This is a genomic window from Streptomyces phaeolivaceus (assembly GCF_009184865.1).
GTDB lineage: Bacteria > Actinomycetota > Actinomycetes > Streptomycetales > Streptomycetaceae > Streptomyces > Streptomyces phaeolivaceus.
Genome location: NZ_CP045096.1, coordinates 6,534,158 through 6,547,368, shown reverse-complemented (window position 1 = coordinate 6,547,368; position 13,211 = coordinate 6,534,158). Strand labels below are relative to the sequence as shown.

Here is a 13,211-nt window from a genome sequence, read left to right as displayed (position 1 = left end):
GTTGGCTGCCGCAACGACCCCTTCGAGAGGTCTTCTTGAGGTGCACCGCGAGGGGTGACCGCCACTCAGTACGGCGAACCACCTTGACTTCTGGTGCGCACCAGATGCATTCTTCTGGTGCGCACCAGTTCACCGAACTGGTTCCGGTTCACGGTGCGCGAGAACGCCCGGAGGAAAGCCCGCAGGGGTCAGTACGAAGGCAGCGTCGGCTGGTTGAGAACTCAACAGGGTGTCTAGATCGACGGGGTGTGAGTCCCCGTCCCCGTGGCGACCGGGTGAGGTTCGCCGGCGGCCAACTTTTCCCGCGTGTCAGCTCTGGAGAACGCTCCTCGGGATCATCCCTCCCCCACGGGAGGTCAGCCCTGGGTGCGCCACCTGGTACGCGCCGCCCTGCTGGCGTCAGAGCAGTGACGATGACGCGCCCGATTCCCCCGGCTCGGGGCCGGTCCGCCGTGGCAACGGTGGACCGGCGAAAGCCGTGTCCCTGCGTTCTGCGGGAGGTCGGTGTGTACCGACGACATATCCAGCGCCGCCGGTACGGACCGGCCGACGGCGTCACGCGGTAGTTCGGTCCTTTCTGGTTCGCGGCGCTTCGTGCGCTGCGGCCGGCTGCCTCTCCCGTCCGTCCGACCGCGCTTGGCGTGCTGGTCGTACGGGCGGGGGCGTGGGGAGCCGGATCGTCCGACTTCAAACGGCGCGCACCCCCGGAGGGCCAACTCCGGGGGTGCTGTTCGGGCCGTTCACCCCTGAGAGGAACCACGACCCATGAAGCACATCGGTGCTGTTCAGGTAGCTGTTACCCGTGACGAGTTCGACGGCGGTCCGACGGCTGCCGAGTTGGACGCGATCGAGGGTGAGATGCCGCTGATCGAGGCGGAGGTCGAGTTGCTGGACGTGCGGATCAGCCTGCTCGACCGGCCGGTCACCGCGCTGGACGGTCGCCGTCTGCGGCGGGCGCGGCGCAAGGTGCTCGCTGTCCGCCGTGACCTGACCAACCAGGCCGTGGCCGGGACGGACGTGGCCGCGTGAGCGAGATCCTGACGCTGGACGGCCTTGCCGCTCCGCTGCGGGCGCTGCGGCTGCTGGTCACCGACTTCGGTCACCTGCCGGTGCCGGACGTGCAGGTGTCCCCGATCTACCCCGACCGGTTGGAACTGCGGTTCCACAACGACCTGAACGACTTCGAGGCGTGGCGGGAGGCCGTGGGAATCGCCCCGGATGCCGTGGAGTACCGGGAGCAGAACGGTGCTCGTACGCGGGTGCTGACGGTGTCCGGTGACTACGCGGGTGCCGTGGTGGTGCTGACCGGCTACGGCGACGTCACCGCCCCCGTGCCCGCCCCGGTGCCGGCGGGGGGTGCGGCATGATCCGCATCGCCACCGTCGGCCTGCTGCGCCGACTGCGCGCGGACGCCGACGGGGCCCGTGCTCATGCCCGCGAGACGCGGGGGCAGGCGGATGCCGCCTTCGGTGAGTATGTCCGGCAGGTGTGGGAGCTGACCGCGCGCGCCGAGTCGGCGGAGAGCGACGCGTCGATCCTGCGGGAGCAGGTGGGCGAGATCGAGGCCGCTTTGAAGCAGGCGCACACCGATCTCGCGGCGGCTGAGGCCGCGCCGTTGGCGGGCCGGTCGGTGGTTCTGTTGCTGCACTTCGGTGAGGTTCACAGCGTTCACGCCAGTGTTCACGACGCCGAGGAGCACGCCGCCGCGCACGGCGCGGACCCGTCCGGCTGGGTGCCGGTGTCGGCCCGTCCCGCGCATCAGGTGACGTGGCGGATGCTCGGCACGACCGTGTCGGGGGGTGAGTCGTGCACGCCGTGAACAGTGTTCAGATCCGTTCAGCGGAGCGGGCGCTGTCGGTGGGCACGTGGCTGATCGTGGCCGGGGCCATGCTGTACTCGGTCCTCACCGTGACCCCGCTGATGGCCGCGCACACTCCGCCCGCGTGGGTGTGGACGGCACCGATCCTGCCCGTCGTCGTGGACGCTGCGGTCGTGATCGTCGTGCGCCTGGACTCGATCCTGGCCCGGCTGGGTGGGCATGGGGGCCGGTGGTCGGTGGCGCTGCGGTGGATGACCGGCGGGATGACTCTCGCGCTGAACGTCGCCGACTCCGCGTTGAAGAAAGACCTGGTCGGGGTGGCGGTCCACGCGGTCGCTCCGCTGTTGCTGATCGTCACGGCGGAGACCAGCCTCGCCTACCGCCGGGCCATCACCACCGCCGTCACAGAGCTGGAGACCCGCCGGCAGGCGGAGACCGAGCGGCGCGAGCAGGTGGCGCGGGAGCGGGAGGAGGCCCGGCTGCGGCAGGTGCGTGAGGAGCGCGAGCACGCCGCCGTGATGGCGCGTGAACAGCGTGAACATGAGGCCGCTCTCGCCCGCGAGACGGCCGAACGCGCCGAACGCGAGCGTCGGGAGGAACGCGAACACCAGGCCGCCCGCGAGGTGGCGGAGCGGGTGGAGCGCGAGCGCCGTGAACAGGTCCGTGAACAGCGTGAGCAGGAGCGTGAACACGCCGAGCGGATCCGTGAACGCCGTGAACGCGAGCGTGAACACGAGGCTGCCCGGCAGGCGGAAGCCGACCGCCGGGAGCGCGAGGAAGCGGCCCGCCGTGAACACGCCGCGCTGCTGGACGGCCCACCCGTGAACACCAAGGTGGACGAGGACCGCGCCCGGCGGATCGTCGCCGCCGCCGTGGCCGAGGGTGTGTCCGTGCGGCGGGCGGCGGACCTGTGCGGCTGGTCGGTCGGCTGGGTCTCCGCCCGGTTCGCCGAACTGCGCGACCCCGGCACCGGCGGCGCTGAACTGTCGATCGCGACCGGCTGATGGGCGCGATACCGGTCTACGTCTGGCGTCTGGCGCCGGACAGGTTGGCCACCCGCCGTCAGCTCCGCGCGCAGGGGCTGCGGCCGGGTGGTCAGGACGTGGTGGCGCAGATCGAACGCCCCCGCCGTCGCCGTCCCCCGCTGGTCGCCTACCTCTACGAGATCGAGCAGGCCAAGCCGGTGCGGCCGATGACGCCGGCGAAGTGGGCGGCGCTGGACAAGGCGAATGCCGCCCGCCGTACCTGCCCGCAGTGCCGCACCGACGCCGGTTACGTCATCCCCAGCTCGCTGGGGGTGTGCGTGCCGTGCGCCTACCCGGAAGACGAACAGCGCGCCGCGTGAACGTCCCAGGTCAGCAGGCCCGGCCGCGTGCCTCCTACAGCTTCGGCCGGGCCCTACTCCCCTAAGGAGTGCTCTCAGCATGACGGAACTCAGCACGGAGCCGGTAGCCGTTCAGCCGGTACCGGCCACTACAGACCCGCCGCCGCCCGACACCCCGCCCACCGCGACGCCGGTGGCGCGGGAGGTGGAGCACACCCCCGGCGGCTGGCCCATCGTCCCGCTGGCCCTGTCCGGGGCGAACAGCACGGTGGGTACCGTCGCCGCCGCCTCTCTGGTCGGCGGGCCGGTCGCCGCGATGGTGGCCGCGACCGGCATGGTCGTCCTCGGCACGCTCGCCGCCGCCCGCTCCCGCACCCCCAACCCGCGCCGCGAGGGACGCCGGGCCGCCGCCCGCACGGCAGGCCGCAACGCCGCTGCCCGTAGCGCGGGTCTGCGAAGTGGCGGTACCGGCACCCGTGGTGCGGGTGGTCGTTCGGCCGGTGGTCGTGCCGGTGGGGCCGGTGGCCGGTCGGGCAAGGCGCCCGGCCAGTCCCGCCGCACCACCGGCCCCGCCGCCGGTCACGCTGGTACCGCGACCGGCGGGAAGACCCGCAGCAGGCCCGGCAACAGCCCCGCCAAGCGCGGAGTTGGCGGCGTGTCGAAGGCAGCGGGCAGGGCCGGGCAGGTCAAGGCGCTGCGCGCCGCGCAGAGGGCCGCCGCCGGTTCGCGCGCCGGACAGCGGGCGCAGACCACCACAGCGCGCCGCGCGGTCGCCGACGCCCGCCGCAACGCCAAGTCCGCTGCTGGCATGGCCCGTTCGGGCAAGCGGGCGGGGCTGGCCGGGCGGCTGGCGGGCGGTGCCATCCGCAGGTCACGGGCCGCGCGGGATGCTGCGGTCGCCAAGGCCCGTGGCCGGCGCGACGCGAAGACCGGCGCCACCGTGGCCGGGCGGCGCGCCATCCTCCGCAAGGCCCCGGCTCGCAAGGCCGCTCGCCGCGCGCTGCGTCGGTCGGCGGCCCGCTTCCAGGGCCGTCGGCTGCTCGCCGCGCTGCTCGCTCTCCCCGCCGGTCTGCTCGGGTTGATCAGCACGCCGATCGGGCGGAAGTTCGCGCTGCCGTGGCTGATGTATCCCGGTCGCCGTCTGTACCGGCGGATGGTCCTCACCGCCGCCGAGCAGCGTACGGCGCGGGACGAAGCCACCCGCGAGCAGCTGCGCGAGGAGGAGGCCGCCGCCGACGCGGAGGCCGCCGAGGACGGCACCGGCCAGATCGCCGACACCGTCGAGCGACCGGCCGCGAACGTTCCCACCCCCGCAACATCGAAGGTCAGTGAAGGAGAGCACGTGTCCGGTTTCCGGTTCGAAGAGGCGGCCGAGGAGATGGAGCAGGCCGCCACCGCATACGCCCCCGAGAACGCCATGGAGATCCTGGCCATGGTCGAGGGACTCCCGGCCGCGCTCACGTCCGTCGCGAACGTGATGAAGATCCTCGCGGAGCGCTCCGACTCGGAGTTCCCGCTGGAGAAGGAAGTCGCGGGCGGCTTCAACGACATCTACGGCGCCGTGATGGCCTCCGTCGCGGTCGCGGAGGACATGGGGCCGCTGTTCCGGCAGGCACACGAGCAGGACATCGCCCGTCACGAGGACCCCCGCAACGGACCCGAGGCCGAGAAGGGCTGGAACGTCTAATCATGAGCAGCACCGCCACCGCGAAGAAGAAGCAGCACGTCAGCAGTGGTCCGGTGCTGGACTGGGCGGCCGGTCACGGACCCGTGACCGGCGCTCTGTCCGCCACCACCGGAGCCTTCGCCGTCGCCACCACCGGCGCCGCGACCGCCATGCCGCCCGGCTGGGCGCTCGCCGTCGGCGCCGCCGGCGCTCTCGGTCACACCGTGGCCGGTCTGCGGGTGCGCAACGCCGGCCGCACGCTGGCCACCCGCGCCGCGTCCTGGCTCGTCGGGGCGGGGTGGACGACGTGGGCCATGACCCACGGCCCGCTGACCTGGGCCGCCCTCGGATCGCTGGCCGCCATCGGGGTCGGGATCGGCGCCGCCGCCCGCTCCGCCGCCCTGTACGAGGAAGCGCGCGAGGAGGAGGCGCTCGCCGTCGAACAGCGCCAGCTCATGGCCGAGTTGTCCGCAGAGCGGCGCGAGATCGCCGCCGAATGGATCGAGCGGATCAAGCGGATCTGCCGCATCACCGTGCGGGTGCTCGGGGTGGAGCAGTGGGAGACCGGGGCCGGGTACTCCCTCGACCTCGAACCCCAGGGCGGCATCACCTACGACCGCATCGCCCAGCACTCGGTAGCCCTGTCGGCGGATGCGAAGCTGCCGCACGGCTGCACCGCGACCGCCGGGCCCGGTGTCCACCAGGGCCGCACCATCCTGGACGTGACCACCGTCAACGTCCTCAAGGACGACTGCCCCTACCCCGACGACTACGGCACCCTGTCCGTGCTGACGGGTCTGCCGTGGGGGGTGCGGACCAACGGCGAGACCGTCTCCGCCTACCTGCGCGAGCAGTGCGCGCTGGTCGTCGGACCGACCGGATCGGGCAAGACGAACATGGTCCACACGATCCTGGCCGGGTTCGCCCGCGCCGAGGACGTCCTCACCTGGGTCATCGACCTCAACGCCGGATCCGCCGGCCTCCCCTGGGTCCTGCCCGCGCTGAAAGGGGAGGTCAAGGGGGAGGACGGCAAGCCGGTGCGGCCCGGTATCGACTGGCTCGCCGGAACGCACGAGGAAGCCCTCACCATGCTCGACGCCGCGCTCGCCGTCGGCCTGCACCGCAAGAAGGCGTACCAGGATCTGCTGGCCAGGGCGAACACCGATCTCCTCCCGGTCAGCGCGAAGATTCCCCAGATCCTGCTGGTGATCGACGAGGGCGCCGAAATCCTCGTCAGCACCGACCGGCAGATGAAGGAACTCGCGAAGAAGATCCTGGAAGTCATCCGGATGCTCCGCGCCATGGGCGTGCGCACCGTGCTGACCGCGCTCGGGGCAACCGGCAGCGTGCTGGGCAACCTGATGATCCGCCGCGAGGGCAAGGTACGCGTCGCGCTCACCGGCGGGGAGACCGAGGGCATGGACCTGGGCAAGCTCTTCCCCGGCCGCAGGGGTCTGCGGGTGGAACAGGCGCCGTACAAGGGGGCCGGGTTCATGGGCACGCCGGAGTCTCCGGCCGGGCTGTTCAAGGCGTGGCGGATCCTGCCCAACCAGATCCGGGAGATCACCGCCGCCACCTCCGACCGGCACCCCCGCCTCGACGAGATCTCCGCCAGGGCCGCCGGGCCCGCCTACGCCCGCCGCTGGGACACCGCCCGCACCGCCTGGATGCACGCCCACACCCCCGACGACCACGCCGACCGGTCCTCGGGGTCCGGATCGGTGCCGGGTCTGCGCCTGTCCGCGCTCAGCGGGCGGGAGGCGGAGCACGTCTCGCCGGAAGACGAGTTGCTGGCCCGGTTCAGGGCCGAGATCGACGCCCAGTTCGCCACCACCTCCGACCCGAACACCCCCGCCACCGAACAGCCCCCGGCGGCGGGCGGGTTGAACCTGTCGGCGCTGCGGGGCGAGCAGGACAGCCCCGCGCAACAGGCGGCGCTCGCGCTGCTGCTCGCCGCCGACACCGACGGCACCGGAGCGTCCGCCATCGCCCGCGCCCTCGCCGACGAGTACGGCACCAACCGGCAGACGGTCGTCGGCTGGCTCAAGGACTGGAGCAAGGACGGCACCGCCGTCCGCATCGGAGAGGGCACCAAAGCCCGCTACGTCCACCGCGACCACGCCCCCGACAACTGATCACTTGTCGCCTGTCGGCACGCCCCCAAGACACACCGGTTCCCCGGTCCCGGAAGCCCGGAAACGGCTTGTGACCTGGGAGGCGACAAGCGACAAGACAAGACAGGCGACAAGCCGCACGACAAGCAAGGACGACAAGCAAGGACGACAAGCAACGCGACAAGCCGAACACCCCGAGCACTCCCACCCTGCGGGCCCGCGCCGCCTCCCGGCGCGGGCCCGCAGCACACCCCAAGGGAGCACCGATGAACCACCACACGCCCGGCCACCTGGCCCCGCACATACCCGCCGACGACTGGAACCGCGCACAAGCCACCGGACAGCCGGTCGTCATCGTCGTCAACGGCACCACCCCGCCCGGCGTCCCGTGGCGGCGCCTGCTCATCCCCTTCGCCATCGCCGGCGCGACGGTCGCGGGCGGCTGGGGACTGGTCGCCGCGCTCTGCTTCCTGCTCGACGCCGCCGCCCACACCGCCACCGTCATCGCGGGCGCCGCCGGACCCATCGGGATCGGCGGCATCACCCTGCGACTCGCCCGGACCAAGAACACCTAGCCACGCCAAGGGCGGCCCCCACATCTCGCCAAAGAAACCGGGGCCGCCCTTGCCAACCAGTCCGCAACAGACCTGTTGGAGGAATCCAGCATGACCCATGACCCCCGGTCCGCGCTGCTCCGCGCGGCACTGGACACAGCCGCGCGCGGCTGGCCCGTCATCCCCCTACGCCCACACGACAAACGGCCCGCCGGCCACGCGCAGAAGCACTGCCCCGCCACCGGCCGCTGCACCGACGGACACAAGACCCCCGAGCAGCGCGCCACCACCGATCCCGAGTTGCTGGCAGCCGCGTGGGCACAGCAGTCGTACAACGTCGGTATCGCGACCGGCCCGGCCGGGCTGCTCGTGGTGGACCTCGACACGCTCAAACCGCAAGAGCCGAAAGGAACGCCTGACGGCGCGACTTCCTTTGCGGCGCTCTGCGAGCGCGCCGGACACGCCGTCCCCACCACCTACCGGGTGCGGACCGCGCGCGGCGGGGAACACCTGTACTTCACCCAGCCCGCCGGCGTCCGGCTGCACAACACCGCCGGACGGCTCGCGAAGAAGATCGACACCCGTGGCTGGGGCGGCTACGTCGTCGCCGCCGCGAGCACCACCCCCGCCGGCGCGTACACCGTCCTCGACGACCGCCCGCCCGTCCCGCTGCCCGCGTGGCTGCACGACGCGCTCAAGCCCCCGCAGCGTCCGGCACGGGACGTGTCCGTGCCGCTCACCACACGGGCGGGCGGGTACGCCGCCGCCGCGCTGCGCGGCGAGACGCACAACGTCGCCACCGCCGCCGACGGCACCCGTAACGCCACCCTGCTGCGGGCCGCCCGCGCACTCGGTCGGCTGATCGCGTCCGGCGACCTCGACCGCGGCGAGGTCGAGCAGGCTCTTAGTAGGGCGGCATCGGGCAACGCCACCCAGTCCCCCCGCTACTACGACGACGTGATCACGCGCGGACTGGACTGGTCGATCGCCCACAACACGGCCGGCAGGCGAGCGGCATGACCAACCCTCCGCCTACTAAGAGCCTCCCCGACACCACCTGTCGGCCGGTCGCCGCTCCACAGCCTGTGGACACGACGGCCGTGGGCGAGCCGAAAGGCGCCGCCCGCAAGGGCGTCCGAACTGCCCTTGGTACTGACCACCATGGCGACGATGGGCGCCGCGCCATCGCGTGGCTGCACATCAGTGCGCCCGGTCGCGGCGCCGTCCCCACCGCCACGTCGTGGTGCGCCTGTGGGCGCGATCGGTCCGCTGTCGGCATCCGCCGCGTGCTCGCACTCGCCGCCGATCACGACTCCCACCGCGACACCTGCCCGCTCCGCACCACCCAGGAAGGAAGGGCCGCCGCATGACCGACCCGACCCCCACCACCCCCGCCATCGACGGGGCCGCGCTGCTCGACGAGGTCGAAGCCTTCCACCGCCGCTTCAACGTCTTCCCCACCGAACACGCCTACACCGCCGTAGCTTTGTGGGACGCGCACGCCCACCTGATGGACGCCCTCGACGGCACCGCCCGCATCGCCTTCCTCAGCCCCGAACCGGGATCGGGGAAGTCGCGGGCACTGGAGATCATCGAGACCCTCACCCCCCGCGCGGCGACCACCGTCAACGCCTCCGCCAACGCCCTCTTCCGGCTCGTCTCCGCAGACGAGGGCACACCCACCCTCCTCTTCGACGAGATCGACACCGTATTCGGCCCCAAGGCGGGCGGGAACGAGGAAGTACGCGGGTTCCTCAACTCCGGCTACCGGCGCGGCGCCAAGTCCCTGCGCTGCGTCGGAGACGGATCCGACCAGAAAGCAGGCTTCTTCCCCTCGTTCTGCGCGGTCGCCATGGCCGGACTCGGCACGCTGCCGGACACGATCCTGACCAGGTCGGTCATCATCCGCATGCGGAAGAAGGCACCCAACGAGAAGTGCGAGCCCTACCGGCGCCGCGTCCACGAGAAGCAAGGTCACGTCCTGCGGGACCGGCTCGCAGACTGGACAGCCACCATTCACGACCAGATCTCCGAAGCCTGGCCCGAGATGCCCGAGGGCGTCACCGACCGGCCGGCAGACGTGTGGGAACCGCTGCTCGCCGTCGCGGACGCCGCCGGCGGTCACTGGCCCGCACGGGCCCGAGCAGCGTGCACCGAACTCATCAAGTCCGCGAGCAGCAACGACGAAGCCTCCCTCGGCGTACGGCTGTTGACAGACCTGCGCGACAAGGTGTTCTGCGGCGTGGACAAGATGCCCACCGCAGCCATCCTCGAAGTCCTCCTCTCCCTCGACGACGCCCCATGGGCCGACATGAGCGAGGACGGACAGGCCATCAAGCCGCTCACCGCCCGCCGGCTGTCCAAGCTCCTGAGCCAGTACGTGCGCCCCGACAACACCCCGATCAAGCCCAAGGGCATCCGGGTCGGCAGCACCACGCCCAAGGGCTACTACGCCGAAGACCTCACCGACGCATGGAACCGCTACTGCCGCCCCGACCCCCAGAAATCCGCAACATCCGCAACACCCGCAACACCGCAGGTCAACGCGGGTGAATCTGTGGCGGAAGGCTCATCCGAGACCCGCCACATGTTCGCCGAATCCGACACACGCACCCTCCGCAGCGTCGGCTAACGCCGCCCACTCCATAGGTGCTGCCGGGCCCGCCGCGCGGCAGCACCTATCCGCAACAGAAACGGCATCCGCCACAGATTCAAGCCGCTGACCAGCAATGTTGCGGCGTGGCGGATGTTGCGGATCCCCCAGAAGGCCAAGACGAGGAGTCGCAACAATGGCTCGCCCCAAGATGCTCAAGCTCCCCGAAGTCCTCGAAGAGATCGAGATGAGCCGCGCCGCCTTCTACCGCATGCGCGCCCGTGGCAAGGCCCCCAAGCTCGTCAAGCTGCCCAACGGGCACATCCGTTGCCGCCGCGCCGACCTCGACGCGTGGTGGGACAACCTCGAACGCGCCGCCTGCTGACCGCCACCGACCAATGACAGCTCGACAACGGGCCCGCCACACGGCGGGCCCGTTCCAGTGAAAGGACCCCTGTGGGAAGCACGTACACCGTTCGAATCTGGGCCGTCCGTCAGCGAAAGGACCGGGGCCAGACCTCAGCGGAGCTGCGGTGGAAGGTAGGCGACACCCCGCACTCTCAGACGTTCGGAACCAAGACCCTCGCCGATAGTCGACGCGCGGAACTCCTCACCGCCGTCAACGCCGGGGAGCCGTTCGACGAAGCGACCGGCGTACCGGTCCGGGAGCTCCGGCAGCGAAACGACGTGAGTTGGTACCAGCACGCGCGCGACTACATCGAGATGAAGTGGCCGGCCGCGCCCGCGAAGACCCGGACGGGCCTCGCCGACACCTTGGCCACTGCCACGCCTGCACTGGTGACCAGCCGTCGCGGCATGCCCGACACGCGGGAGCTACGCAGCGCCCTCTATAGCTGGGCCTTCAACTTCAACCGCTGGACGGACGACCACCCGGCGGAAGTCGTCCGCATCCTGGCGTGGGTGGAACGCAACGCCATGCCCGTCAGTGCCATGGATGACCCGATCGTCATGCGCAAGGTGCTGACTGCCTTCACCCAGCGCCTGGACGGCAAGAAGGCCGCCGCGTCCGTGGTGAAGCGCAAGCGCGCCGTCTTCCACAACGCCCTGGGCTACGCCGTGGAGGCCCGGCGGCTCCCCCACAACCCGCTCCCCCAGGTTCAGTGGGTGATCCCGCCGACCGGCGAAGAGGTCGACCCCGGCTGTGTCGTCAACCCCCGGCAGGCCCGGACGCTGTTGGACGCGGTGGAGAAGCAAGGCACCCGTGGCGAGCACCTGAAAGCGTTCTTCGGGTGCCTGTATCACGCTGGCCTGCGTCCCGCAGAAGCTGTCTGGCTCCGGCACGAGAACTGCGAACTTCCCCTGTCCGGTTGGGGCACCCTGCACCTGGACGGCTCCCGCCCGCGAGTCGGGCGAGGGTGGACCGACTCCGGGCAACCCCACGACGAACGCGGCCTCAAGTGGCGGGCGGAGCGCGAGATCCGGCACGTCCCCATCCCGCCGCACTTCACCGCCATGCTCCGGGAGCACGTCCAAGCCCACGGCGTGGCACCGGACGGCCGGCTCTTCCGCACGGCACGCGGCGGGCTCGTGCAGGAGAGCGGGTACGGCGAAGTGTGGGCGAGGGCGCGGAAGAAGGCGCTCACCGCGCAGCAGCACGCGTCACCGCTCGGAGCGCGGCCCTATGATCTTCGCCACGCCTGCGTCTCGCTGTGGCTCAACTCCGGGGTCGACCCGGTGGAGGTCGCCCGGCGTGCCGGGCATTCCGTGGCAGTCCTGTTGAAGGTCTACGCGAAGTGCCTGGACGGAGCCACCGCCATGGCGAACGCCCGGATCGACGACGCGCTCAAGCGCTGGCAGTGACCCACGGCGCCCCACAGATGCCCCACACGCGCTGGTCAACACGTGATCCAGGGTGAGACAAAGTGGGGCAATCCACCATGAAACGCCCCACGGGCGCCCTGGAAAGCAAAAGGGCCCGCGATCAGCATTCCTGCTGGTCACGGGCCCTTTTATCCACGTGGCGGCGCCAGGATTCGAACCTGGGTAGGCTAAGCCGACGGATTTACAGTCCGCTCCCATTGGCCACTCGGGCACACCGCCTGGGATTTTGTCGTCCTTCGAACCGCTTTTCGGCGGCGCTCCGTGGCGACGACGTAAACGATACCTGATGCCCGGGGGTGCTCCGCCACCTGATTGATCAGTACCCGGAGGTGCTGGTGTGGCTAGGCTTGTCGCCCCCCGATACCCCGATTTCAAGGAGCCACAGGACATGGCCGACTCCAGTTTCGACATCGTCTCGAAGGTCGAGCGGCAGGAGGTCGACAACGCCCTCAACCAGGCCGCCAAGGAGATCTCGCAGCGCTACGACTTCAAGGGCGTCGGCGCCTCGATCTCGTGGTCCGGCGAGAAGATCCTGATGGAGGCGAACTCCGAGGACCGGGTGAAGGCCATCCTCGACGTCTTCCAGTCCAAGCTGATCAAGCGCGGGATCTCCCTGAAGTCGCTGGACGCGGGTGAGCCCCAGCTGTCCGGCAAGGAGTACAAGCTCTTCGCGTCGATCGAGGAGGGCATCTCCCAGGAGAACGCCAAGAAGGTGGCGAAGATCATCCGCGACGAGGGTCCCAAGGGCGTCAAGGCCCAGGTCCAGGGCGACGAGCTGCGCGTCAGCTCCAAGAGCCGCGACGACCTGCAGACCGTGATCGCCCTGCTCAAGGGCCAGGACTTCGACTTCGCGGTGCAGTTCGTCAACTACCGGTGAGCAAGGTGAGCCATGGGTAGAGGGCGGGTCCCCCGGCTCCGTTCCGGCCGGGAGGCCCGCCCCCTTCGCGGTCAGCGGCGGGAGTGGCCGAACAGGATGCGGTAGGCGATCAGCAGGACCAGGGAGCCGCCGATCGCGGCGGCCCAGGTGGCGCCGTCGTAGAAGTTCTCGGAGATCGGGTGGTCCAGCCAGCGGGAGGAGATCCAGCCGCCGGTGAAGGCGCCCGCGACGCCGATGAGGGTGGTGCCGAGGAAGCCGCCCGGGTCCCGGCCCGGCAGCAGGAACTTGGCGATGGCGCCGGCCAACAGCCCCAGAACGATCCAGCCGATGATGCTCATTCCGTGAACCTGCCCTTTCGTGCCGTACCTCTGCCGCACCCGGGCTGTGTTTCCCCCCACACCACACCCTGACGCGCCTTGCCG

Annotated in this window: 14 protein-coding genes and 1 tRNA gene; 13 read left to right on the top strand and 2 right to left on the bottom strand. The window is 70.9% G+C overall.

Annotation, left to right across the window (positions count from 1 at the left end; all coding sequences use genetic code 11):
- Positions 1–765 precede the first annotated feature (765 nt).
- From F9278_RS30380 to F9278_RS30320, 12 genes are all read left to right on the top strand, one after another.
- Entirely contained in the window at positions 766–1,029 is a 264-nt protein-coding gene (locus F9278_RS30380) for a DUF6284 family protein (RefSeq protein ID WP_152171165.1), read from the top strand.
- Positions 1,026–1,367 (top strand): hypothetical protein, encoded by a 342-nt coding sequence (locus tag F9278_RS30375; protein WP_152171164.1) that lies wholly within the window; start codon positions 1,026–1,028, stop codon positions 1,365–1,367. Before F9278_RS30380 ends, F9278_RS30375 begins: the two co-directional genes overlap by 4 nt.
- Positions 1,364–1,819, top strand: coding sequence for a hypothetical protein (locus F9278_RS30370; RefSeq protein ID WP_152171163.1), 456 nt, complete (start codon positions 1,364–1,366; stop codon positions 1,817–1,819). The genes F9278_RS30375 and F9278_RS30370 overlap by 4 nt, the downstream gene beginning before the upstream one ends.
- A complete protein-coding gene (locus tag F9278_RS30365; RefSeq protein WP_152171162.1) occupies positions 1,816–2,823 on the top strand; it encodes a DUF2637 domain-containing protein in 1,008 nt (335 codons plus the stop codon). The genes F9278_RS30370 and F9278_RS30365 overlap by 4 nt, the downstream gene beginning before the upstream one ends.
- Entirely contained in the window at positions 2,823–3,164 is a 342-nt protein-coding gene (locus F9278_RS30360) for an RRQRL motif-containing zinc-binding protein (protein ID WP_152171161.1), read from the top strand. The genes F9278_RS30365 and F9278_RS30360 overlap by 1 nt, the downstream gene beginning before the upstream one ends.
- A gap of 79 nt (positions 3,165–3,243) precedes the next feature.
- On the top strand, positions 3,244–4,830 hold the full coding sequence (locus F9278_RS30355) for a hypothetical protein (protein ID WP_152171160.1): 1,587 nt from the start codon (positions 3,244–3,246) through the stop codon (positions 4,828–4,830).
- A gap of 2 nt (positions 4,831–4,832) precedes the next feature.
- Complete coding sequence (locus tag F9278_RS30350) at positions 4,833–6,944, top strand: hypothetical protein (RefSeq protein ID WP_152171159.1); 2,112 nt, start codon at positions 4,833–4,835, stop codon at positions 6,942–6,944.
- A 245-nt stretch (positions 6,945–7,189) separates the two neighbouring features.
- Positions 7,190–7,498, top strand: coding sequence for a hypothetical protein (locus tag F9278_RS30345; protein WP_152171158.1), 309 nt, complete (start codon positions 7,190–7,192; stop codon positions 7,496–7,498).
- 90 nt (positions 7,499–7,588) lie between these two features.
- Complete coding sequence (locus F9278_RS30340; protein WP_152171157.1) at positions 7,589–8,497, top strand: bifunctional DNA primase/polymerase; 909 nt, start codon at positions 7,589–7,591, stop codon at positions 8,495–8,497.
- Positions 8,498–8,843: 346 nt separating this feature from the next.
- A complete protein-coding gene (locus tag F9278_RS30330; RefSeq protein ID WP_152171156.1) occupies positions 8,844–10,109 on the top strand; it encodes a DUF3631 domain-containing protein in 1,266 nt (421 codons plus the stop codon).
- A gap of 157 nt (positions 10,110–10,266) precedes the next feature.
- On the top strand, positions 10,267–10,455 hold the full coding sequence (locus F9278_RS30325) for a helix-turn-helix transcriptional regulator (RefSeq protein ID WP_152171155.1): 189 nt from the start codon (positions 10,267–10,269) through the stop codon (positions 10,453–10,455).
- Positions 10,456–10,526: 71 nt separating this feature from the next.
- Positions 10,527–11,891, top strand: a complete 1,365-nt coding sequence (locus F9278_RS30320; RefSeq protein WP_152171154.1) for a tyrosine-type recombinase/integrase — start codon at positions 10,527–10,529, stop codon at positions 11,889–11,891.
- A 158-nt stretch (positions 11,892–12,049) separates the two neighbouring features.
- Here F9278_RS30320 and F9278_RS30315 read toward each other — a convergent pair.
- Positions 12,050–12,131: transfer RNA gene (locus F9278_RS30315), tRNA-Tyr, on the bottom strand.
- A gap of 169 nt (positions 12,132–12,300) precedes the next feature.
- Between F9278_RS30315 and F9278_RS30310 the strand changes: the two genes are divergently transcribed.
- Entirely contained in the window at positions 12,301–12,789 is a 489-nt protein-coding gene (locus F9278_RS30310; protein WP_152171153.1) for a YajQ family cyclic di-GMP-binding protein, read from the top strand.
- 71 nt (positions 12,790–12,860) lie between these two features.
- Here F9278_RS30310 and F9278_RS30305 read toward each other — a convergent pair whose 3' ends face one another.
- Positions 12,861–13,127 (bottom strand): GlsB/YeaQ/YmgE family stress response membrane protein, encoded by a 267-nt coding sequence (locus F9278_RS30305; RefSeq protein ID WP_152171152.1) that lies wholly within the window; start codon positions 13,125–13,127, stop codon positions 12,861–12,863.
- Positions 13,128–13,211: the final 84 nt, after the last annotated feature.

What these genes read in the sequence shown, in the direction of transcription:
- F9278_RS30380 (WP_152171165.1), top strand. Translation starts at nt 766, where the DNA reads ATGAAGCACATCGGTGCTGTTCAGGTAGCTGTTACCCGTGACGAGTTC.
- F9278_RS30370 (WP_152171163.1), top strand. Translation starts at nt 1,364, where the DNA reads ATGATCCGCATCGCCACCGTCGGCCTGCTGCGCCGACTGCGCGCGGAC.
- F9278_RS30360 (WP_152171161.1), top strand. Translation starts at nt 2,823, where the DNA reads ATGGGCGCGATACCGGTCTACGTCTGGCGTCTGGCGCCGGACAGGTTG.
- F9278_RS30355 (WP_152171160.1), top strand. Translation starts at nt 3,244, where the DNA reads ATGACGGAACTCAGCACGGAGCCGGTAGCCGTTCAGCCGGTACCGGCC.
- F9278_RS30350 (WP_152171159.1), top strand. Translation starts at nt 4,833, where the DNA reads ATGAGCAGCACCGCCACCGCGAAGAAGAAGCAGCACGTCAGCAGTGGT.
- F9278_RS30345 (WP_152171158.1), top strand. Translation starts at nt 7,190, where the DNA reads ATGAACCACCACACGCCCGGCCACCTGGCCCCGCACATACCCGCCGAC.
- F9278_RS30340 (WP_152171157.1), top strand. Translation starts at nt 7,589, where the DNA reads ATGACCCATGACCCCCGGTCCGCGCTGCTCCGCGCGGCACTGGACACA.
- F9278_RS30330 (WP_152171156.1), top strand. Translation starts at nt 8,844, where the DNA reads ATGACCGACCCGACCCCCACCACCCCCGCCATCGACGGGGCCGCGCTG.
- F9278_RS30325 (WP_152171155.1), top strand. Translation starts at nt 10,267, where the DNA reads ATGGCTCGCCCCAAGATGCTCAAGCTCCCCGAAGTCCTCGAAGAGATC.
- F9278_RS30310 (WP_152171153.1), top strand. Translation starts at nt 12,301, where the DNA reads ATGGCCGACTCCAGTTTCGACATCGTCTCGAAGGTCGAGCGGCAGGAG.
- F9278_RS30305 (WP_152171152.1), bottom strand. Translation starts at nt 13,127, where the DNA reads ATGAGCATCATCGGCTGGATCGTTCTGGGGCTGTTGGCCGGCGCCATC.